General features: G+C 58.7%; 21 protein-coding genes. All 21 read left to right on the forward strand.

Features of this window, described 5'->3' with window-relative positions; all coding sequences use genetic code 11:
• Positions 1–176 precede the first annotated feature (176 nt).
• The 21 genes from AC3ZVB_RS01010 to fliM all read left to right on the forward strand — a co-directional run bounded on the left by AC3ZVB_RS01010 (position 177) and on the right by fliM (position 21,828).
• Positions 177–1,103, forward strand: coding sequence for a ketoacyl-ACP synthase III (locus AC3ZVB_RS01010; RefSeq protein WP_194690664.1), 927 nt, complete (start codon positions 177–179; stop codon positions 1,101–1,103).
• Between the two features lie 241 nt (positions 1,104–1,344).
• A complete protein-coding gene (locus AC3ZVB_RS01015; protein ID WP_490145549.1) occupies positions 1,345–3,105 on the forward strand; it encodes a flagellin N-terminal helical domain-containing protein in 1,761 nt (586 codons plus the stop codon).
• A 70-nt stretch (positions 3,106–3,175) separates the two neighbouring features.
• On the forward strand, positions 3,176–3,520 hold the full coding sequence (locus AC3ZVB_RS01020) for a flagellar protein FlaG (protein ID WP_490145550.1): 345 nt from the start codon (positions 3,176–3,178) through the stop codon (positions 3,518–3,520).
• An 81-nt stretch (positions 3,521–3,601) separates the two neighbouring features.
• The gene (gene fliD / locus AC3ZVB_RS01025; RefSeq protein ID WP_490145551.1) at positions 3,602–4,966 is read left to right on the forward strand and encodes a flagellar filament capping protein FliD; all 1,365 of its coding nucleotides are present in this window, start codon (positions 3,602–3,604) and stop codon (positions 4,964–4,966) included.
• A gap of 140 nt (positions 4,967–5,106) precedes the next feature.
• Positions 5,107–5,496: a flagellar export chaperone FliS gene (fliS, locus tag AC3ZVB_RS01030; protein ID WP_490145552.1), complete on the forward strand. Its 390-nt coding sequence runs from the start codon at positions 5,107–5,109 to the stop codon at positions 5,494–5,496.
• A 25-nt stretch (positions 5,497–5,521) separates the two neighbouring features.
• Positions 5,522–5,818 carry a flagellar protein FliT gene (gene fliT, locus AC3ZVB_RS01035; RefSeq protein ID WP_162440416.1) on the forward strand — a complete coding sequence of 99 codons (297 nt, stop codon included), beginning with the start codon at positions 5,522–5,524 and terminating at the stop codon, positions 5,816–5,818.
• A gap of 172 nt (positions 5,819–5,990) precedes the next feature.
• A complete protein-coding gene (locus AC3ZVB_RS01040) occupies positions 5,991–7,466 on the forward strand; it encodes a sigma-54 dependent transcriptional regulator (protein WP_490145553.1) in 1,476 nt (491 codons plus the stop codon).
• Positions 7,467–7,594: 128 nt separating this feature from the next.
• Positions 7,595–8,800 (forward strand): sensor histidine kinase, encoded by a 1,206-nt coding sequence (locus tag AC3ZVB_RS01045; RefSeq protein WP_490145679.1) that lies wholly within the window; start codon positions 7,595–7,597, stop codon positions 8,798–8,800.
• Positions 8,801–8,805: 5 nt separating this feature from the next.
• Positions 8,806–10,188, forward strand: coding sequence for a sigma-54-dependent transcriptional regulator (locus AC3ZVB_RS01050; protein WP_490145554.1), 1,383 nt, complete (start codon positions 8,806–8,808; stop codon positions 10,186–10,188).
• A gap of 295 nt (positions 10,189–10,483) precedes the next feature.
• Positions 10,484–10,813, forward strand: coding sequence for a flagellar hook-basal body complex protein FliE (gene fliE, locus AC3ZVB_RS01055; RefSeq protein ID WP_194690657.1), 330 nt, complete (start codon positions 10,484–10,486; stop codon positions 10,811–10,813).
• Positions 10,814–10,828: 15 nt separating this feature from the next.
• On the forward strand, positions 10,829–12,613 hold the full coding sequence (gene fliF, locus AC3ZVB_RS01060) for a flagellar basal-body MS-ring/collar protein FliF (protein ID WP_162435914.1): 1,785 nt from the start codon (positions 10,829–10,831) through the stop codon (positions 12,611–12,613).
• On the forward strand, positions 12,606–13,625 hold the full coding sequence (gene fliG, locus AC3ZVB_RS01065; protein ID WP_008021334.1) for a flagellar motor switch protein FliG: 1,020 nt from the start codon (positions 12,606–12,608) through the stop codon (positions 13,623–13,625). Before fliF ends, fliG begins: the two co-directional genes overlap by 8 nt.
• Positions 13,626–13,632: 7 nt before the next feature.
• Positions 13,633–14,433 (forward strand): flagellar assembly protein FliH, encoded by an 801-nt coding sequence (fliH, locus tag AC3ZVB_RS01070; protein ID WP_490145555.1) that lies wholly within the window; start codon positions 13,633–13,635, stop codon positions 14,431–14,433.
• Positions 14,423–15,781 (forward strand): flagellar protein export ATPase FliI, encoded by a 1,359-nt coding sequence (gene fliI / locus AC3ZVB_RS01075; protein WP_162435916.1) that lies wholly within the window; start codon positions 14,423–14,425, stop codon positions 15,779–15,781. Before fliH ends, fliI begins: the two co-directional genes overlap by 11 nt.
• Positions 15,782–15,787: 6 nt before the next feature.
• Positions 15,788–16,237, forward strand: coding sequence for a flagellar export protein FliJ (gene fliJ / locus AC3ZVB_RS01080; protein WP_162435917.1), 450 nt, complete (start codon positions 15,788–15,790; stop codon positions 16,235–16,237).
• Between the two features lie 70 nt (positions 16,238–16,307).
• On the forward strand, positions 16,308–16,613 hold the full coding sequence (locus AC3ZVB_RS01085) for an STAS domain-containing protein (protein ID WP_162435918.1): 306 nt from the start codon (positions 16,308–16,310) through the stop codon (positions 16,611–16,613).
• A 5-nt stretch (positions 16,614–16,618) separates the two neighbouring features.
• Positions 16,619–18,325 (forward strand): ATP-binding SpoIIE family protein phosphatase, encoded by a 1,707-nt coding sequence (locus AC3ZVB_RS01090; protein ID WP_490145556.1) that lies wholly within the window; start codon positions 16,619–16,621, stop codon positions 18,323–18,325.
• A gap of 31 nt (positions 18,326–18,356) precedes the next feature.
• Entirely contained in the window at positions 18,357–18,728 is a 372-nt protein-coding gene (locus AC3ZVB_RS01095; RefSeq protein ID WP_194690653.1) for an Hpt domain-containing protein, read from the forward strand.
• Between the two features lie 83 nt (positions 18,729–18,811).
• A complete protein-coding gene (locus AC3ZVB_RS01100; RefSeq protein ID WP_490145557.1) occupies positions 18,812–20,116 on the forward strand; it encodes a flagellar hook-length control protein FliK in 1,305 nt (434 codons plus the stop codon).
• Between the two features lie 233 nt (positions 20,117–20,349).
• Positions 20,350–20,850, forward strand: coding sequence for a flagellar basal body-associated protein FliL (fliL, locus tag AC3ZVB_RS01105; RefSeq protein WP_162435922.1), 501 nt, complete (start codon positions 20,350–20,352; stop codon positions 20,848–20,850).
• Positions 20,851–20,859: 9 nt separating this feature from the next.
• Positions 20,860–21,828, forward strand: a complete 969-nt coding sequence (fliM, locus tag AC3ZVB_RS01110; protein ID WP_162435923.1) for a flagellar motor switch protein FliM — start codon at positions 20,860–20,862, stop codon at positions 21,826–21,828.
• The last annotated feature ends 63 nt before the right edge of the window (positions 21,829–21,891 follow it).

The following is a 21,891-nucleotide window of genomic DNA, read 5'->3' on the forward strand; positions in this document are numbered from 1 at the left end:
CATCTTCACTGTATTGTGTAAAAAAGGATGGGCGGGGGAATGACCCCTGTCGGGCGTGTTTTCAGGATTTCTGAAGCGCCTGCGCCGTATTTTTTCGCTCGGTGAAATCCAGTATTGTCAGTACCTCTCGGTCTTGCGAGCGGTGATCTCCAGCTATTTAGTATTGGGAAGCCACAATGATTGGCATAAAAAGCATTGCTAGCTACGTGCCAGCGAGTGGGCTGGATAATTACGCTCAGGGCGCGAAGTTCGAGAAGGATGAAGAGTTCATCCTCGGGAAAATCGGTTCGGCGTTCCTGCCGCGCAAGGATCCGGCTCAGGAAACATCCGACCTCTGTGTCGAAGCGGCCAATGCCTTGTTTGCGAACAATCCTCAGCTGGATCGTCAATCCATCGACGTGCTGATTGTCGTTACGCAAAACGGTGACGAAGAAGGCTTGCCGCACACCTCGGCCATCGTTCAGGACAAGCTGGGCCTGTCGACCAATGTCGCGGCGTTCGACATCTCCCTGGGCTGCTCGGGCTATGTCTACGGCATCTATGCCATCAAAGGCTTCATGGAAGCCGCAGGCTTGAAGAACGGCCTGCTGATCACCGCCGACCCGTATTCGAAGATCGTCGATCCGGAAGATCGCAACACCACCATGTTGTTCGGCGATGCGGCCACAGCTACCTGGATGGGCGAAGACGCGACCTGGCAGCTCGGCAAAGCCAAGTTCGGTACCGACGGTTCCGGCGCACCTCACTTGAAGGTCACGGACGGTGTGTTCTATATGAACGGCCGTCAGGTCTTCAACTTTGCCTTGCTCAAAGTGCCAGCGCACTTGCACGAGTTGCTGAACGAGTCGGGCCTGACGTCTCAGGATGTCGACGCGTTTTGCATTCACCAGGGCAGCGCGGCCATCGTTGACGCCGTGGCGCGACGTTTCGAAGGCGAGCCGGAGAAGTTCATCAAGGACATGGTCGAGACCGGTAACACCGTGTCGTCGAGCATTCCCCTGCTGCTGGAAAAGCACATGTTCGACTCCAGCTGGAAGCGCGTGGCAATCAGTGGTTTCGGCGTAGGCCTGTCCTGGGGGTCGGCGATTATTCACCGCCCCTGACGCGCCAGTTAATTAACGCCAAAAAAACGCCCATGACCGCGAGGTCATGGGCGTTTTTGCATTATGGGGCTCTGATCTAAGGTCTTGAAATTCAAGGAGTGGCACGGTGCTAGTAAAAAAAATCAAAAAAACGCTCAAGCAACCTGCTTTCACGACGATAACTATTACGAAGGTTCTCTAGGCCACACCCGGCGGTTGCCAGGGCCGGAAGCCGCAGTATCCAACCAACGAGGAATTCGTCATGGCTTTATCAGTAAACACCAACATTACATCGTTGACCGTTCAGCGGAACCTGAACAAAGCCGGCGATGCCCTGGGCACCTCGATGACTCGTTTGTCTTCCGGCCTGAAAATCAACAGTGCTAAAGACGATGCTGCCGGCATGCAGATCGCCAACCGTCTGACCTCCCAAGTCAAAGGCATGACCGTTGCGATCAACAACGCCAACAACGGTACTTCCATCGCCCAGACCGCTGAAGGCGCGATGCAAGAATCGACCAACATTCTGCAACGTCTGCGTGAGTTGGCTCTGAACTCCGCGAACGGTGACAAATCCCAGGCTGACCGTGATTCCCTGCAACAGGAATTCACCGCTAAAGTGGGCGAGCTGACTCGTATCGCTGCTACCACTACTTTCGGTGGTCGTAACCTGCTCGACGGTACCTTCCAGAACGTTGGCTTCCAGATCGGTTCCGACGCCAACCAGACTATCTCGTTCGGCATGAGCGACATCAGCGCTACTGGTTTGAAAGGTACTTATAGCGAAGCAACTGTTGCTGGTTCGTTGACTTCGCTGTCGGCTTCGGTGACTGGTAATCCGGTTACTCTGCCAGGTGGTACTGCAGGTACACCTGCAACTACTACTGCGTACACCAACACTGGCGACATGACTGCCGCTTTGGGCGCCAACGAAACCGTTACCATTAACGGCACTGCGGTCAACCTGCTGAGCGGTGACAACCTTGCCGCCGTGGTTTCGAAAATTAACACCGCAACCGGTTCGACCATTGCGAGCGCAAGCGGTACTGACCTGGTTCTGACTGGCGCAGCAGGCGGCCCAGCCAACACTGTTACCGGTGCTGGTACTCTGGGTACAGCGCTGGCCGCAGGTGCTGGTGGTGGTGCAGTTGTTCCTGCCGTTCCTGCAGTAGCAGGCGCATTGACTGCCGCCGCTGAAATCAACATCAACGGTACAAACGTCGCCTTCGCTATCGGCGATGACATGACGGATATCGCTGGCAAAATCAACACTGCCAACACCGGTGCAACTGCAACTGGCGTTGCTGCCACCGTTTCCGCCGAAGGCCGCCTCGAGCTGACTTCCGCTGACGGCAAAGCAATCAAGCTGGGCAACGGTACTGGCGCAGCCGCCAACGGTGGTGCTGGTGCACTGACCAAACTCGGCCTGACCGCTGGCAGCACTGAAGCCAAGCTGACCGCTGCAACTTCCGTAAGCCTGAACGGTACCGAAGTTAAGTTCACCGCAGGCTCGACCATGGCCGACATCGTGTCGTCCATCAACAGCGCCAGCACCGGTGTAACTGCCAGCATCAACAAGACTGACAACTCCCTGAGCCTGTTCTCCACCAAGGACATCACCGTTGCTGAAGGCAGCATCGGTACTGGCTTGGCTACACTGGGCCTGTCCACCGCTGCGGCCGCAACAACTACCGCTGTGAAAATGGACACCACCGTTGCCAACCTGAGTGTTCTGACTGCAGCAAGCTCTCAGCAAACCATCCAGGCTTTGGAAGGCGCGATCCAGCAGATCGACACCCAACGTTCGCAACTGGGTGCTGTTCAAAACCGTTTCACCAGCACCGTAGCCAACCTGCAAAGCATCTCGGAAAACTCCACCGCAGCCCGTAGCCGCGTACAGGACGCCGACTTCGCATCTGAAGCCGCCGAGCTGACCAAGCAACAAACCCTGCAACAGGCTTCCACTGCGATCCTGTCCCAGGCTAACCAGCTGCCATCCGCTGTACTGAAGCTGCTTCAGTAATATCGGTAGCGGTTAACTAACGGGAGGGCGCGTATGTGCCCTTCCGTTTTTTCGGTTTTGAGGTGATGACATGGATATGAGCATTAAGCTGAACGCGCATTACCCGGCTGCCGCGACACAAACGGCTAGCGCCTCTGTCACTCTGGCGCCACCAGTGGTCGAGCAAGAGCCCGCCGCCACTGAAGACACCAAGCGAGTGGCGCTGGAAAAGGCCGTGACCGATATTCGCGAGTTCGTGCAATCGACTCAGCGAAACCTGGATTTTTCCATCGATGACTCCACCGGCAGGGTTGTGGTCAAGGTGGTCGCTACGGAAAGTGGCGAAGTCATTCGGCAGATTCCATCGGAAACTGCTCTGAAGCTTGCACAGAATTTAAGTGATGCCAGCAGCCTGCTGTTTGATACGAAGGCCTGAGCTGGCATGAAATGTGTTTCTGACTGCTGCGAAGGCGATGTACGCCAATAAAGCGGCAGCCACAGGGCAAGGAGATTACAGATGGCGAGTTCAACGATTACCGGCGTGGGGTCGGGCTACGACACTCAGGGTATTGTGAAAGCCTTGGTCGGTGCTGAAAAAGCACCCAAGCAGACGCAGATCACCAACCAGCAGAAAGACACGACCATTCAATTGTCTGCTGTCGGCACGGTGAAAGGCGCGCTGGACACCTACCGCGCTGCACTCGCCAAACTGAACAATCTGTCCGCCTTCAATGGGCTCGCTGCTTCCACGTCCGAAGAAAAAAACGTCAAGGTTACCCTTGGCGACGGCGCGTCCAGCGGCAAGTATGTGGTGGTGGTGCAGGACCTGGCGACCTCGTCGAAAATCACCAGCAAAGTATTTGCCGGGGGCGCGACGGGTGCAGCCAATCCGGGTTCGGAAGCTCAGACGCTGACCATTACCCAGTCCGGCAAAAGCTATGATGTGTCGATTCCTGGTGGTGCCAGCCTCAGTCAAGTGCGTGAGTCGATCAACACTCAGCTTTCGGCGCAGGGCATCAGTGCGAACATCTTGAGCGATGCCAATGGTGCTCGCCTGGTGATCGGCTCCACCAACAGTGGCGCGGGTACCGACATCACGTTGAGTGGTAGTTCGGATCTGGCCAAGGGCTATGACGCCGGTGCGGCAGCCAAGAACGCCAAGTACACCATCGATGGCGTCGCCATGGAGTCCACCTCCAACAAGGTGACTTCAGCTATCAGTGGCGTAAGCCTGGAACTGGTCGCCAGTGACAAGGACAAGCCGATCACGATCAGTGTAGACAGCAATGCCTCTACCCTGAAGACCTCGGTGCAGTCATTCGTCTCTGCCTACAACGCGCTGATGACGAGCATCAACACCCAGACCAAGGTCACCGCTACCGGTGACTCCGCGACCACCACGGCCGGGGCGCTGACCGGTGATGCGTCCATGCGCCAGCTGGTTGCCAGCCTGCGAAGCGAACTGGTCAACAGCTCGGGTTCGAATGCCATGAGCGGACTGTCGCAGATGGGTATTACCACTGATCAGAAAACCGGCTTGCTGTCCCTGGATGACAAGGCGTGGGACAAGGCTGTGGTCAAGGGCTCTGCGGACATCGCGAAGCTATTCACCGGTGATAAAGGTTTGATCACCCGCATGAATAAGGCCACAGACACCTATGTCGGTGCGACCGGTCTGCTCGCTTCGCGTGTAACGGATCTGAATACCAAGTTGACTGACCTGACGACTCAGCAGTCGGACCTTGATCGTCGTATGGATAGCTTGCAGACGTCCCTGACGGCGAAGTACACCGCAATGGACAGCCTGATCGCCAAGATCAACGCCAGCAGCTCAAGCATCATGACCACGCTTAACTCGCTGAATAATCCGAAGTCGGATTGATGACGGGGGCGTTAAACCGCCCTGCAAAACAGCGTGTGAGTGGTCCGGGTTTTTTGGCTTTGGATTAAAGTTTTATGCGACACAGTCGACAAAATGGTTAGAGAAACTTTTTTGCCTGTGGCCTGTAACGAGGTAGCAACATGAACCCTATGAGAGCCCTTCGCCAGTATCAGAAGGTCAATTCCCACGCCCAGATCTCCGAGGCCAGCCCGCATCGGTTGATTCAACTGCTGCTTGAAGGCGGCCTGGATCGACTGGCTCAGGCCAAGGGCGCATTGGCCCGCGGTGATATCGCGCAGAAATGCCTGCTGATCACCAAGGCGATCGACATCATCACCGGTCTGCGTCAGGGCCTCGACGCGGAGAAGGCGGAAGACCCGGCCATGATCGAGCAGCTCGACAGCCTTTACGAATACATGAATGCGCGGCTGGTGCAGGCGAATGTCAGCAACGACACGCAGATCATCGATGAAGTCATGCAGCTGTTGGTTACGGTAAAAAGCGGCTGGGATGCAATCGCAACCCAATAGGCCCACACGCCTGAGGAACGACGCCATGAGTCAAGCACTGCAACGGATTGAAGAAACCCGCGAAGCACTCATCGATGCGCTGGCCGAGCGTAACTGGGATGCGATCGGCGAACTGGATGTGGCGTGTCGTGAATGCGTCGATGAGGTGCTGAGTGAAGCGCCGATCGACGAGGAAGCGCTGCGGACCAATCTGGAGAGTCTGCTGGCGGTCTATAAAGATTTATTGACGGCGACGATGGGCGAGCGTCAGGCGATAGTCGACGAGATGTCGCAGATCACTCAAGCGAAGAGCGCTGCAAAGGTTTACCATCTGTTTGGTTAGTTAATTCCCGGTTAATCCAGACAATGTGCGCCATAAATTTGACTGTGCACGGTTTTTTGACTTAACTAGTGGCTGTTCACCGATATCCAGCGTCTACAGGCTTAACGGTCTGCAAGCGTCTAGCTTGCCCACTCATTTCGGGCACCGAGTTGACTAGGGAAGTTGCTATTGCATGTGGCGTGAAACCAAAATTCTGCTAATTGATGACGATAGCGTCCGCCGCCGCGACCTGGCGGTGATTTTAAATTTTCTAGGTGAAGAAAATTTACCCTGCGGAAGCCATGACTGGCAGCAGGCTGTCGGCTCTTTGTCGTCTAGTCGTGAAGTAATCTGCGTCCTCATCGGGACGGTCAATGCTCCTGGCGCACTTTTGGGCTTGTTAAAGACACTCTCAACCTGGGATGAGTTCCTTCCGGTTTTGTTGATGGGCGATAATTCTTCCCTCGACTTGCCTGAAGACCAGCGTCGCCGAGTGCTTTCGACCCTCGAAATGCCGCCCAGCTACAGCAAATTGCTCGATTCGCTGCACCGTGCCCAGGTCTATCGCGAGATGTATGACCAGGCCCGCGAGCGCGGTCGTCATCGCGAACCCAATCTTTTCCGCAGTCTTGTCGGCACCAGCCGGGCGATTCAACACGTCCGTCAGATGATGCAGCAAGTCGCCGACACCGACGCCAGTGTGTTGATCCTGGGCGAGTCCGGCACCGGCAAGGAAGTGGTTGCGCGCAACCTGCACTATCATTCCAAGCGCCGTGACGCGCCGTTCGTTCCGGTCAACTGCGGGGCGATCCCGGCCGAGTTGCTGGAAAGCGAACTGTTCGGCCACGAGAAGGGTGCGTTCACCGGAGCGATCACCAGTCGTGCCGGGCGCTTTGAGCTGGCCAACGGTGGCACGCTGTTCCTCGACGAAATCGGCGACATGCCACTGCCGATGCAGGTCAAGCTGCTGCGCGTGCTGCAGGAACGTACCTTCGAGCGCGTGGGCAGCAACAAGACCCAGAGCGTGGATGTGCGCATCATTGCCGCGACCCACAAGAATCTCGAAAGCATGATCGAGATCGGCACCTTCCGCGAAGATTTGTACTACCGCCTGAATGTGTTCCCGATCGAAATGGCTCCGTTGCGCGAGCGTGTCGAAGACATCCCGTTGCTGATGAACGAGTTGATCTCGCGCATGGAGCACGAGAAGCGGGGTTCGATCCGTTTCAATTCCGCAGCCATCATGTCCCTGTGCCGTCACGGCTGGCCCGGCAACGTCCGCGAGCTCGCCAACCTGGTGGAGCGCATGGCGATCATGCATCCGTACGGGGTGATCGGCGTGGTCGAGTTGCCGAAGAAATTCCGCTACGTCGACGACGAAGACGAGCAATTGGTCGACAGCCTGCGCAGCGACCTGGAAGAGCGGGTGGCCATCAACGGTCATACCCCGGACTTCTCGGTGAATGCCTTGCTGCCGCCGGAAGGCCTGGACTTGAAAGACTACCTCGGTGGTCTCGAGCAGGGGCTGATTCAGCAGGCGCTGGATGATGCCAATGGCATTGTGGCGCGTGCTGCCGAGCGCTTGCGTATTCGTCGCACCACCTTGGTGGAGAAGATGCGCAAATACGGTATGAGCCGTCGTGACGGTGATGAACAGGCAGATGATTGACGCCTGTTTTTCAACCCCTTCATTTATAGGCGGTTTTTTTTAGGCACGGGTATTGCTACATCCCTCGCAACGTTCCGTTTAACTGACGGTCAGCCAAGCGAGAGTGCACGATGCCCCAAGCCGCCCAGATGTCTCCTGTCCCTGACGCTTCGGGGCTACCGTCGTCCGTAGAGCAGGCAAACCGGCTTGGCCTTGAGCAGTCGTTTGCCCTGTTCAGTCAAATGTCGAATCAGCTGACCGACTCTTACAGCATGCTCGAAGCCCGGGTGACCGAACTCAAGGGCGAGCTGGAAGTGGTCAGCGCCCAGCGCATGCAGGAACTGGCGGAAAAAGAACGCCTCGCCAATCGCCTGCAAAACCTCCTTGATCTGTTGCCCGGCGGCGTCATCGTCATCGATGCTCAGGGCATCGTGCGCGAAGCCAATCCTGCCGCGTGTGAGCTGCTCGGCCTGCCCCTCGAAGGCGAGCTGTGGCGCCATGTCATTGCCCGCTGCTTCGCGCCCCGTGAAGACGACGGGCACGAAATCTCGCTAAAGGATGGTCGGCGTCTGTCGATCTCCACTCGCTCGCTCGACGCCGAGCCGGGGCAGTTGGTGTTGCTCAACGACCTGACTGAAACCCGCCACCTACAAGATCAACTCGCCCGTCATGAACGCCTGTCGTCGCTCGGGCGGATGGTCGCATCGCTGGCCCATCAGATTCGTACCCCCTTGTCCGCTGCGTTGCTTTACGCCAGTCATTTGACCGAGCAGGAACTGCCCGTCGCCACACAGCAACGCTTTGCCGGACGCCTGAAAGAGCGTCTGCACGAGCTGGAGCACCAAGTGCGCGACATGCTGATCTTCGCCCGTGGCGAGCTGCCGCTGACGGATCGCGTTACACCCAAAATGCTCATGCAATCGCTGCAAGCGGCAGCCCTTGCTCATGTGCAGGATTTGCCAATTCGCTGGCAGTGCGACAGTCATGTCGGGGAGTTGCTGTGCAATCGCGACACCCTGGTCGGCGCGATCCTCAACCTGATCGAGAACGCCATTCAGGCGAGCTCCGGTGATGTGCGCTTGAAGGTCCATCTCTATACCCGGGATAACAACCTGCGCGTGTCGGTCAGTGACAGCGGCAGCGGCATAGAACCGAACGTGCTGGCGCGTCTGGGCGAGCCTTTTTTCACCACTAAAAACACCGGAACCGGCCTGGGCCTGACCGTGGTCAAGGCGGTGGCCCGCGCTCATCAGGGAGAATTGCTGCTGCGCTCGCGACCGGGTCGTGGAACATGTGCGCAGGTCATCCTGCCGCTTTTTTCGGGTGAAAAGAGCATTGATCAGGGAGCGGAGTGAAGAACATGGGGATCAAGGTTTTACTGGTTGAGGACGACCGCGCGTTACGCGAAGCACTGGCCGATACATTGCTGCTCGCGGGGCACGATTACACCGCCGTCGGTTCAGCGGAGGAGGCGCTCGAGGCCGTGGGCAAGGACGCGTTCAATCTGGTGCTCAGTGACGTCAACATGCCGGGCATGGATGGCCATCAGTTGCTCAGTCTGCTGCGAGCCCGCCAGCCACAATTGCCGGTGCTGCTGATGACCGCCCATGGCGCTGTCGAGCGTGCGGTTGATGCGATGCGGCAGGGCGCGGCGGATTATCTGGTGAAGCCGTTCGAACCCAAGGCGCTGCTCGATCTGGTGGCCAGACATGCCCTGGGCAGTCTCGGCGCGGCCGAGAGCGAGGGGCCGATCGCGTTCGAGCCAGCCAGCGCACAGTTGCTTGAGCTGGCAGCCCGGGTGGCGCGCAGTGATTCGACCGTGCTCATCTCCGGCGAGTCCGGGACCGGCAAGGAAGTGCTCGCGCGATACATCCATCAGCATTCCCATCGTGCCAGCCAGCCGTTCATCGCGATCAACTGCGCCGCGATCCCGGACAACATGCTGGAGGCCACGCTGTTCGGGCATGAAAAAGGCTCGTTCACCGGTGCCATTGCTGCGCAGGCAGGCAAGTTCGAGCAGGCGGATGGCGGCACGATTCTGCTCGACGAAATTTCCGAAATGCCTATGGGGCTTCAGGCCAAGCTGTTGCGTGTGTTGCAGGAGCGCGAAGTCGAGCGGGTCGGCGCGCGCAAGCCGATCACTCTGGACATTCGGGTGGTAGCGACCACTAACCGCGACCTTGCGGCTGAAGTGGCAGCAGGCCGTTTCCGTGAAGACCTTTACTATCGTCTGTCGGTGTTTCCGCTGGCATGGCGTCCGCTGCGCGAGCGCACCGCCGACATACTGCCGCTGGCCGAGCGTCTGTTGGCCAAACACGTCAATAAAATGAAGCATGCCGCGGCGAAGCTATCGCCCGACGCTCAAGCGTGTCTGATCGGTTATCCGTGGCCTGGCAACGTGCGCGAATTGGATAACGCGATTCAGCGGGCGTTGATTTTGCAGCAGGGCGGGTTGATCCAGCCTCAGGATTTCTGCCTGTCCGGTCCTGTGGCCTGTGCGCCGTTGTCGGTAATTTCACCGGTTGCGCGAGTGATTGAAGTCGAGGTCGAACCTGCCGGGGCGCTGGGCGACGACCTGCGGCGCCGCGAGTTCCAGATGATCATCGACACCTTGCGCGCCGAGCGTGGTCGCCGCAAGGAAGCCGCCGAACGCCTGGGCATCAGCCCGCGCACGTTGCGCTACAAGCTGGCGCAAATGCGTGACGCCGGAATGGATGTGGAAGCCTACCTGTTCGCCACTTGAAACTGCTTTTTGTAGCAGCTGGCGAAGCCTGCGTCCGACTGCGTAGCAGTCGTTTATTCATTTAACGCGCAGTATATAAAAAACCGCATGCACGAGGACAAACGACTGCTGCGCAGTCGGACGCAGGCTTCGCCAGCTGCTACAGGTTGAGTTGTTACTTCAATTTTGAAAGGCGCTGGAAGGGCTTTTGTATGACACAGCCATGGAGCTGGCACCCTTGTTGCTAATACCTGACTACCCGCCGAGTGAGCGTCAAAAAATTGCGGGTCGCCAGCGACGTCAAAAGAGAGAAACCATGAGCCAAGGTATTGAATTTAATCGGTTGATGCTGGATATGCGGGCCATGCAAATGGACGCAATGTCTGCGCCGAAATCGACTGCCGCCGTCCCTCAGCTGCCGGGCAACAGTTTCTCCGACATGCTCGGTCAGGCCGTCAATAAAGTGAACGAAACCCAGCAGGCCTCCAGCCAGCTGTCCACCGCATTCGAGATCGGCAAGAGCGGCGTCGATTTGACCGACGTGATGATCGCCAAAGAAAAAGCCGGTGTGTCTTTCCAGGCCATTACCCAAGTCCGTAACAAGCTGGTTCAGGCGTACCAAGACATCATGCAGATGCCGGTTTAAGGACGATATTGAGTCATGGCAGAAGCAGCCGATAACATTCCGGCCAAGGCCACTCCAATAGACGGTAAACCGCCGCTGTTCGGGTTGTCCTTCCTGGAAAACCTCTCCGAGATGACCATGTTGCGTCAGGTGGGCCTTTTGGTCGGTCTGGCAGCGAGCGTGGCGATTGGCTTCGCCGTGGTGTTGTGGTCCCAGCAGCCGGACTACCGGCCTTTGTACGGCAGCCTTGCCGGTATGGACGCCAAGCAGGTCATGGATACCCTGGCCGCCTCTGATATTCCCTACACCGTTGAACCTAATTCCGGTGCCTTGCTGGTCAAGGCCGAAGACTTGTCCCGTGCGCGGCTCAAACTCGCGGGCGCTGGTGTCACTCCCAGCGACGGCAACATCGGTTTTGAAATCCTCGACAAGGACCAGGGCCTGGGTACCAGCCAGTTCATGGAAGCGACCCGTTATCGTCGCGGCCTTGAAGGCGAACTGGCCCGGACCATCTCCAGTCTGAACAACGTCAAGGGTGCCCGCGTGCACCTGGCGATCCCGAAAAGCTCGGTGTTCGTGCGCGATGAGCGCAAGCCCAGTGCTTCGGTGTTGATCGAACTGTATTCCGGCCGCTCCCTGGAGCCTGGCCAGGTACTGGCGATCATCAATCTGGTGGCAACCAGCGTCCCCGAGCTCAGCAAATCCCAGGTCACCGTGGTCGATCAAAAGGGCAACCTGCTGTCGGATCAGGCGGAAAACTCCGAGCTGACCATGGCGGGCAAACAGTTCGATTACAGCCGTCGCATGGAAAGCATGCTCACTCAGCGTGTGCATAACATCCTGCAACCGGTACTGGGCAACGACCGCTACAAGGCCGAAGTCTCGGCCGACGTGGATTTCAGCGCCGTCGAGTCAACCTCCGAGCAGTTCAATCCGGACCAACCGGCGTTGCGCAGCGAACAGTCGGTGAACGAACAGCGTACCGCCAGCAACGGGCCACAAGGTGTACCGGGCGCCCTGAGCAACCAGCCGCCTTCGCCAGCGTCTGCGCCGGCCACCACCGGTGGTGCTACCGCGTCGGCCGGCATGGTTCAGCCAGGTCAGCCTTTGCTGGATGCCAACGGTCAGCAAATCATGGACCCGGCCACTGGCCAGCCGATGCTCGCGCCGTATCCAGCGGACAAGCGTCAACAATCCACCAAGAATTTCGAACTTGACCGTTCCATAAGCCACACCAAGCAGCAACAGGGCCGTTTGAATCGCCTGTCGGTGTCGGTCGTGGTGGACGATCAGGTCAAGATCAACCCGGCCAATGGTGAAACTTCTCGCGCGCCGTGGACAGCGGATGAATTGGCGCGCTTCACACGCCTGGTGCAGGACGCGGTCGGGTTCGATGCCAGCCGGGGCGACAGTGTCAGCGTGATCAACATGCCGTTCTCCGCCGAGCGCGGCGAAGTGATCGCCGATGTGCCGTTCTATTCCCAGCCTTGGTTCTGGGATGTGATCAAGCAAGTGCTGGGTGTACTGTTCATTCTGGTGCTGGTGTTCGGCGTGCTGCGTCCGGTGCTCAACAACATCACCAATGGTGGCAAAGGCAAGCAATTGGCCGGCATCGGCAGCGACGTGGAATTGGGTGGCATGGGCGGCCTCGATGGCGACCTGGCTAACGACCGCGTCAGCCTTGGCGGCCCGCAAAGCATCCTGCTGCCAAGTCCGAGCGAAGGCTATGACGCACAGCTGAATGCAATCAAGAGTCTGGTGGCAGAAGATCCGGGTCGTGTGGCCCAGGTCGTGAAAGAGTGGATTAACGCAGATGAGTGATAACCGAGCCGTTGCCGCCAAACTGTCCAAGGTCGACAAAGCTGCGATCCTGCTGCTGTCCCTGGGCTCAACCGATGCTGCGCAGGTGTTGCGCCACATGGGCCCGAAAGAGGTTCAGCGCGTGGGCGTGGCGATGGCGCAGATGGGCAACGTGCACCGCGAGCAGGTCGAGCAGGTGATGAGCGAGTTTGTCGACATCGTCGGCGATCAGACCAGCCTGGGCGTCGGTTCTGACGACTATGTTCGCAAAATGCTCACCCAGGCCCTGGGCGAAGACAAGGCCAACGGCTTGATCGACCGGATTCTTCTGGGCGGCAACACCAGCGGCCTCGACAGCCTGAAGTGGATGGAACCACGCGCCGTCGCCGACGTTATCCGTTACGAGCACCCGCAAATCCAGGCGATCGTGGTGGCGTATCTCGACCCGGATCAGGCCGGTGAAGTGCTGGGCAACTTCGACCACAAGGTGCGCCTCGACATCATCTTGCGGGTATCCTCGCTTAACACCGTTCAGCCGGCGGCCCTGAAAGAACTCAACCAGATTCTCGAGAAGCAGTTCTCCGGCAACTCGAATGCTTCGCGCACCAACCTGGGTGGCATCAAGCGCGCGGCCGACATCATGAACTTCCTCGACAGCTCGATCGAAGGTCAGTTGATGGATTCGATCCGCGAAGTCGACGAAGACCTGTCCGGCCAGATCGAAGACCTCATGTTCGTGTTCAACAACCTGGCCGATGTCGACGACCGCGGGATCCAGGCTTTGCTGCGCGAAGTGTCCTCCGACGTGCTTGTGCTGGCCCTCAAAGGGTCGGACGAAAACGTCAAGGAAAAGATCTTCAAGAACATGTCCAAACGAGCGGCCGAACTGTTGCGCGACGACCTCGAGGCCAAAGGCCCGGTGCGCGTCAGCGACGTGGAAACTGCACAAAAAGAAATCCTCACCATTGCCCGCCGTATGGCCGAAGCCGGAGAAATCGTTCTCGGCGGGAAGGGCGGCGAAGAGATGATCTAAGGTCACTATGTCGACCAAACATGATGAGTCCCAGACCGACCTGATCCGTGCCAAGGACGTCAGCGGTGTTGATATCTGGTCGTTACCCAGTTTCGACCCGTACGTCCCTGAGCCCGAGCCGGAGCCTGAACCCGAGCCGCCGGCAATGGAGGAAGTGCCGCTGGATGAAGTCCAGCCGCTGACCCTCGAAGAGCTCGAGAGCATTCGCCAGGAGGCTTACAACGAAGGCTTCGCCACCGGTGAGCGCGAAGGTTTTCACAGCACGACGCTCAAGGTCCGTCAGGAAGCCGATGCAGCCCTGACGGCGAAAATCGGTGCGCTGGAAAAGCTCATGGGCAATCTGTTCGAACCCATTGCCGAACAGGACACTGAGATCGAGAAGTCCCTGGTCGATCTCGTTAAACACATCACCAGGCAGGTGATTCAGCGCGAGCTGGCCATCGACTCGACGCAGCTGGAACACGTCATGCGTGAGGCCCTCAAGCTGTTGCCGCTGGGCGTGGGCAATGTGCGGCTGTACATCAATCCCCAGGATTTCGAACAGGTCAAAGCCCTGCGCGAGCGCCATGAAGAGACCTGGCGCATCGTCGAGGATGAGGCGTTGATGCCTGGCGGTTGCCGGGTCGAGACTGAGCACAGTCGCATTGATGCCACCGTCGAAACCCGTCTCGCGCGGGTCATGGACAAGCTGTTCGATCAGTTGCACGAGCAGGCCTTGCACCCCGCGGCGCCGGACCTGAAAGTGGAACTGTCGGCTGCCAGCAAGCCAGCGGCTGCCCCCGCAGCGGACGAACCTGATGCGCCTTGATCGCACCAGTTTCGCCAAGCGCCTGGGCAGTTATGCCGAGGTCACCGAACTGTCTGGCGGACCGATCCTTGAGGGGCGCTTGCTGCGCATGGTCGGCCTGACCCTTGAAGCCGAAGGCTTGCGCGCCGCCATGGGCAGCCGCTGCATGGTCATCAACGACGACAGTTATCAGCCGGTGCAGGTCGAAGCCGAAGTCATGGGCTTTTCCGGCAACAAGGTCTTTCTAATGCCGGTGGGCAGCGTTGCCGGCATTGCCCCGGGTGCCCGAGTGGTGCCGTTGGCGGATGCCGGGCGTTTGCCGATGGGCATGAGCATGCTTGGTCGGGTGCTCGACGGCGCCGGTCGTGCGCTGGACGGCAAAGGCGGGATGAAGGCTGAAGACTGGGTGCCGATGGACGGCCCGACGATCAACCCGCTCAAACGCGAACCCATCAGCGAACCGCTGGACGTGGGCATTCGTTCCATCAACGGTTTGTTGACGGTCGGTCGCGGCCAGCGACTCGGTCTTTTTGCCGGTACAGGCGTGGGCAAGAGTGTGCTGTTGGGCATGATGACGCGCTTCACCGAGGCCGACATTGTCGTGGTAGGGCTGATCGGTGAGCGGGGACGTGAAGTTAAAGAGTTCATCGAGCACATCCTCGGTGAAGAAGGCCTCAAGCGCTCCGTCGTGGTTGCCTCCCCGGCGGACGACGCGCCGCTGATGCGCTTGCGGGCTGCCATGTACTGCACGCGTATCGCCGAATATTTTCGTGACAAGGGCAAGAACGTCCTGTTGCTGATGGACTCCCTGACCCGTTTCGCCCAGGCCCAGCGCGAAATCGCACTGGCCATCGGCGAGCCACCCGCGACCAAGGGTTATCCGCCCTCGGTATTCGCCAAACTGCCGAAACTGGTGGAGCGGGCGGGTAATGCCGAGAAGGGCGGTGGTTCGATTACGGCGTTCTACACCGTGCTGTCCGAAGGCGATGACCAACAGGACCCGATTGCCGACTCCGCGCGGGGCGTGCTCGACGGCCACATCGTCTTGTCCAGGCGACTGGCGGAAGAAGGCCATTACCCGGCCATCGATATCGAAGCGTCCATCAGCCGGGTCATGCCCTCGGTAGTCTCGCCGGAGCACATGACGCGCGCCCAGTACTTCAAGCAGCTGTGGTCGCGCTATCAACAGAGCCGCGATTTGATCAGTGTCGGCGCCTACGTGGCCGGCGGCGACCGGGAGACTGACCTTGCGATTGCCTTGCAGCCGCAACTGGTCAAATACCTGCGCCAAGGCCTGAACGACAACATCAGCCTCGGCGAAAGCGAAGCCTACCTCGGCTCGATCTTCGCCCCCGCGGCTGGCGGCTAACCGGCCATGGCCCAGAGCCGAGCGTCACGCCTGGCACCCGTGGTTGAGATGGCCGAAAAGGTCGAGAAAGCCGCGGTGCAGCGTTTGGGGCACTTTCAAGGACAGGTCCGTCTGGCAGAAAGCAAACTCGCCGACCTCGAAGCTTTTCGCCTCGACTACCAGGAACAATGGATCGTGCGCGGCAGCAGTGGCGTTTCGGGCCAGTGGCTGCTGGGCTACCAAGGCTTCCTGGCGCAACTGGGCACCGCCATTGACCAGCAGCGCCAGAGTCTGGCCTGGCACCAGAACAATCTGAACAAGGCACGGGATACCTGGCAGCAGGCTTACGCCCGGGTTGAAGGGTTGCGCAAGCTAGTGCTGCGCTACATGGATGAGGCGCGGCGTCTGGAAGACAAGCGCGAGCAAAAGTTGCTGGATGAACTGTCCCAGCGATTGCCGCGCGAGAGTCCGTATTAATCGGATCTTGCCCTGCTCCCCACCAGGTGCTACACCTCTTAAACAATCGCCATGACAAGGAAGCCGTTCAATGTCAGTCGTAACCGAAGTCTCCCAGGATGGACAGAAGCTGACGATATCGATCAAGGGACGATTCGATTTCGCCAAACATCAGGAATTTCGTGAATCCTACGAAAACCTCACTCCGAAACCCGAATCCTTCGAAGTCAATTTGAAGGACGCTACCTACCTCGACAGTTCTGCCCTCGGCATGTTGCTGCTACTGCGGGATCACGCAGGCGGCGAGAATGCCGAAATCACCCTGTCTAACGCCAATGCCGATGTGCGAAAAATTCTCGCCATCTCCAACTTCGAACAAATCTTCGACGTGGCGTGATCGCCGTGCAATCGCCGTTCGAGTCACTTACGGTATTGATCGCTGAAGACAGCGCGGCCGATCGCCTGTTGCTGTCGACGATTGTCCGTCGTCAGGGCCATGAAGTGCTGACTGCCGCCAACGGTGCCGAGGCGGTGGAACTGTTTCGCCAGCAACGGCCGCAATTGGTGTTGATGGACGCGATGATGCCCGTGATGGACGGCTTCGAAGCAGCGCAGCAGATCAAGGCGCTGGCGGGCGAAACTCTGGTGCCCATCATCTTTCTCACGTCATTGACCGAAAGCGAAGGGCTGGCCCGATGCCTTGAGGCGGGAGGCGATGATTTCCTGGCCAAGCCTTACAACCAGGTGATTCTGGCCGCCAAAATCAAGGCAATGGACCGTTTGCGTCGGTTGCAGGCCACCGTACTCCAGCAGCGTGACCAGATCGCCAGGCACCATAACTATTTGCTCAACGAACAGCGCGTCGCCAAGGCCGTGTTCGATAAAGTGGCCCATTCCGGCTGCCTGAATGCCCCCAATATCCGCTACCTGCAATCGCCCTATGCATTGTTCAACGGCGATTTACTGTTGGCCGCGTTTACGCCGGCTGGCGACATGCATGTGCTATTGGGGGATTTCACCGGCCATGGCTTGCCGGCCGCAGTAGGCGCCATGCCGCTGGCCGAAGTTTTTTACGGCATGACCGCCAAGGGGTATGGCCTGTCAGAAACCCTGCGCGAGATGAACGCCAAGCTCAAGCGCATCCTGCCCGTCGATATGTTCTGCTGCGCGACGCTGTTGTGCCTGAGTTTTCAGCGGCGCTCGGTGGAAGTCTGGAATGGCGGTATGCCCGATGGGTATTTGCACAACATCGCCAGCGATGAGCGCACGCCGCTGACTGCCCGGCATCTGCCGCTGGGTGTCTTGAGCCCGGAAACCTTTGATGATCGAACCGAAGTGTTCCCCATGGCGCTCGGGGATCGGGTTTTCCTGTTGTCCGACGGCGTTATTGATACCTGCGATGCCGACGAACAGTTGTTTGGTGTGGAGCGGTTGCATCAAGTGTTCGCTGCCAATCGGCAGCCGGAGGAGCTGTTCGAAGAGATCGAGCAAGCACTGCGGGACTTTCGCGGCGAAGCCCGGGACGATGTCAGCATGGTCGAGGTGAGTCTGCTGGACGCTACACAAATGCGTCCGCCGACCCTGGTCTATTCCGACAGCGGGCAATCCTGTCCTCTGGATTGGTCGGTCAGTTTCGAGTTTCGCGCGGCCTCGCTTAAGCGCTTCAATCCGTTGCCTTATCTGTTGCAGTTGTTGCTTGAAGTCCACGGCCTGCGTGCGCAAAGCGGTGCGCTCTACAGTGTATTGGCCGAACTGTATTCCAATGCCCTGGAGCATGGCGTACTGGGACTGGATTCGAGTCTCAAGCGCGATGCGTCAGGTTTTGCCCGTTATTATCAGGAGCGCAATGCGCGTCTTGATGCGTTGCGCAGTGGTTACGTGCGGGTCCATCTGGAGGTCGTGCCGACGGGTGAGGGCGGTTGTCTGTCGATTCGCGTCGAGGACAGCGGAAAGGGTTTCGATATTGCGCGGGTGATGGAACGACCCGCCGAAAATGTCCGTTTGTCGGGACGTGGCGTCAATCTGGTCCAGCAATTGGGGCGTAACGCCAGTTGGTCAGACAATGGTCGAAGTGCTCGCGTAGAGTTTTTCTGGGAGGCTCTGGCATAATCCCGCCCATTCTTGATCAAGGAGTGAACAAGTGGATGACCCACATCTGAATCGAGACGTATTGGTCGCCTTGCAGGAAGTCATGGAGGACGAGTATCCAATGTTGCTGGATACGTTTCTCGCCGATTCCGAAGAGCGGTTGAGTCTTTTGCGTCAGCAGAAAGATGCCGGGCAACTGATGGAAACTGCCCATAGTTTCAAAGGCAGCAGCAGCAACATGGGCGCCGTCCGGCTGGCTGATTTGTGCCATGAGCTGGAACATTGCGCCAAGGAACAACACCCCCTTCCCGAACTCGAAAAACTCATCGGTGAAATCGATCGCGAGTTTGCTGTTGTTCGTCCTCTGTATGAAGCAGAACGTCAACGTTCCCACTACGAAAAAGCCACCGTTCGGCGCTTCTAACGGCTTGCGCTAGAAACTGGCGCGACCCTTGCAGTATCTGCCACTACTTACACCTACCTTCCCAGTGCGGCGGAGACAGCGTTATGCCCGTTAGTCAAAATTTGCTACTTCAGGCCGCCGCAAAGGCCAAGACCCAGCCGGTCACCGCCAATCCTCTGACGTCGCCTGCCGAGTCCGCTGACAAGGCGTCCAGCTTCTCTCAGGTCTATGCAACACAGGGCCGCAACAAGTCCTCTGCAGTCGTCGACGGACTGAACCGGCAGATGCGCGATAAAGCCCCTGACGGTCCCGTAAAAAAAGACCTCGGCAATGACAAGCCTGCCGCCGGGAAGCCTGCGGTTGCCGATAGCGGCAAATCTTTGCCCGCCGACAAACCCAAGCAGGCCGATGACAAGGTCGCCAGCGGCGACACGACAGACGTCTCCGGTACTACTGCAGTCGATCCGGTCGTCGATCCGGCCTCGGCGCAAGCCGCTCAGACTCCGGCAGCGGAAACCGCGCCAAGCCCTGAGCCAGCGCAGGACGCAGCTGCCGCCGCTGCATTGGTTGCGACTCTGGTTCCAGAAGAGTCAGATTTCGATCCTGAAGCCGATCCCCTGGATGCGCTGCCCGCCGTACGCATGGCCATGGAGCAGAGCGGTCACGTTTCCGCCGCCAGTCAGGCTCAACCCAAGGCGTCTTCAGCACAGGCATTGTCTGACGGTGAGCAAACCTCGGCGCAAAACTTCGCGGCGGGCCTGGCCAATATGCTGGACGTGCAAGGCGACAAGGACAGCACCAGCCGGGAAGGTGAAAAGTCATTCAGCGGCCTGATCGATGACGGTCTTAAAGACCTCAAGTCCGCGACCAGCGACACCCGTGTGGACGATTTTGCCAGTCGCCTGGCAGCGTTGACGCAGGCCGCTACACCGAAAACCGCCAATGCACTGCCGGTGAATCAACCGATCGCCATGCATCAGAGCGGCTGGACCGAAGAAGTGGTCAACCGGGTCATGTACCTGTCCAGCGCCAACCTCAAGGCGGCTGATATTCAATTGCAACCCGCCGAACTGGGGCGTCTCGACATTCGGGTGAACATGGTGCCGGATCAGCAGACCCAGGTGACGTTCATGAGCGCGCATCCCGGTGTTCGTGAAGCGCTGGACGGCCAGATGCACCGCTTGCGAGAGATGTTTGTGCAGCAGGGGATGGGTCAGGTTGATGTCAACGTTTCCGACCAGTCTCGCGGGCAGGGGCAAGATCAGCCGCAACAGAGTCAAAGTGGCCGCACAACCGCCAGCGGTGGCCGCCTCGATTCAATGGACGACGAACACTCGCCGGCAGTAGCGCAAGTCGCCGCAGCCACCACCAGCGTCATTGGCTCCAGCGCCGTCGACTATTACGCCTGAGCACACTCCTCGCCCCGATCCGTGTGGGAGTGAGCCTGCTCGCGATAGCGTACTTACAGTCAACTTTTTATCGACTGTCTGACCGCTATTGCGAGCAGGCTCACTCCCACAATGCTATTGCGGTGTTCTTATGAATACCGACAACCCGCTTTTTCTCTCCGCACTTCTGGCATAACACTTGCTCTTGCCTTGCCGTGCAACTGTGAAACCCCGAATAGTGACGGATTATTGGCATGGCGAAGAGCGACGCAGCAGTAAAAGACCCTGCAACCAAAGGCAAACTCAAGATGATCATCTTGATCGTGGTGGCGCTGCTGCTGGCGATCGGTTTGTCCGTGGGCGCGACCTGGTTCTTCATGCACAGCGCCGAGAGCAAGCCTGCTGCCGCGGCTGAAACAGCCGTTGTCGGAAAGCAGGCCGCCATCTTCGAGCCGCTGCTTCCCGCGTTCGTGGCCAATTACAACCAGAACGGCCGCCAACGCTACATGCAGGTGAGCATCACCATGATGGGCCGCAATCAAGCGGATATCGACGCACTTAAAGTACACATGCCAGTCATCCGCAATAACCTGGTCATGCTGTTCTCCGGGCAGGACTTCGCCACGCTGGCGTCGCCGGTCGGTCAGGAAATGCTGCGCCAGAAGGCCACCGCCAGCGTCCAGGAAGTGGCGCAGAAAGAACTCGGCAAGGTCGCCATCGAACAGTTGCTTTTCACTAATTTCGTACTGCAGTAGGAACACGACATGGCCGTGCAGGACCTGCTGTCCCAGGATGAGATCGATGCGCTGTTGCATGGCGTCGACGATGGTCTGGTAGAGACCGATAACGCTGCCGAACCCGGCGCCGTCAAAAGCTATGACCTGACCAGTCAGGATCGCATCGTCCGCGGACGCATGCCGACCCTGGAGATGATCAACGAGCGTTTTGCCCGTTACACCCGCATCAGCATGTTCAACCTGCTGCGCCGTTCAGCTGACGTTGCCGTCGGCGGTGTGCAGGTCATGAAGTTCGGCGAATACGTGCACTCGCTGTACGTCCCGACCAGTCTCAATCTGGTCAAGATCAAACCGTTGCGCGGCACAGCGCTGTTCATCCTCGACGCCAAGCTGGTGTTCAAGCTGGTGGACAACTTCTTCGGCGGCGATGGCCGTCACGCGAAGATTGAAGGGCGTGAATTCACCCCGACCGAATTGCGCGTTGTGCGCATGGTGCTGGAGCAGGCCTTCATCGATTTGAAGGAAGCCTGGCAGGCCATCATGGAAGTGAACTTCGAGTACATCAACTCGGAAGTAAACCCGGCCATGGCCAACATCGTCGGACCGAGTGAGGCCATCGTCGTGTCGACCTTCCACATCGAACTCGATGGCGGTGGCGGCGACCTGCACATCACCATGCCGTATTCGATGATCGAGCCGGTGCGCGAAATGCTTGATGCCGGCTTCCAGTCGGACCTCGACGATCAGGATGAGCGCTGGGTCAACGCCCTGCGCCAGGACGTGCTGGACGTCGACGTGCCGATCGGTGCCACCGTTGCCCGCCGCCAGCTGCGCCTGCGGGACATCCTGCACATGCAGCCGGGGGACATCATCCCGGTCGAGATGCCGGAAGAAATGATCATGCGCGCCAATGGCGTGCCTGCGTTCAAGGTCAAGATGGGCTCGCACAAAGGCAATCTCGCCTTGCAGGTGATCGAGCCGATCGAGCGCCGCTGACCGGCGCGTTGCACATTCGCTTTTAACTGACGGCTTCCATTTGAAATGGGTGCCCGCCGAGGA

It is taken from the genome of Pseudomonas sp. MDV22-iso1, from assembly GCF_058145095.1.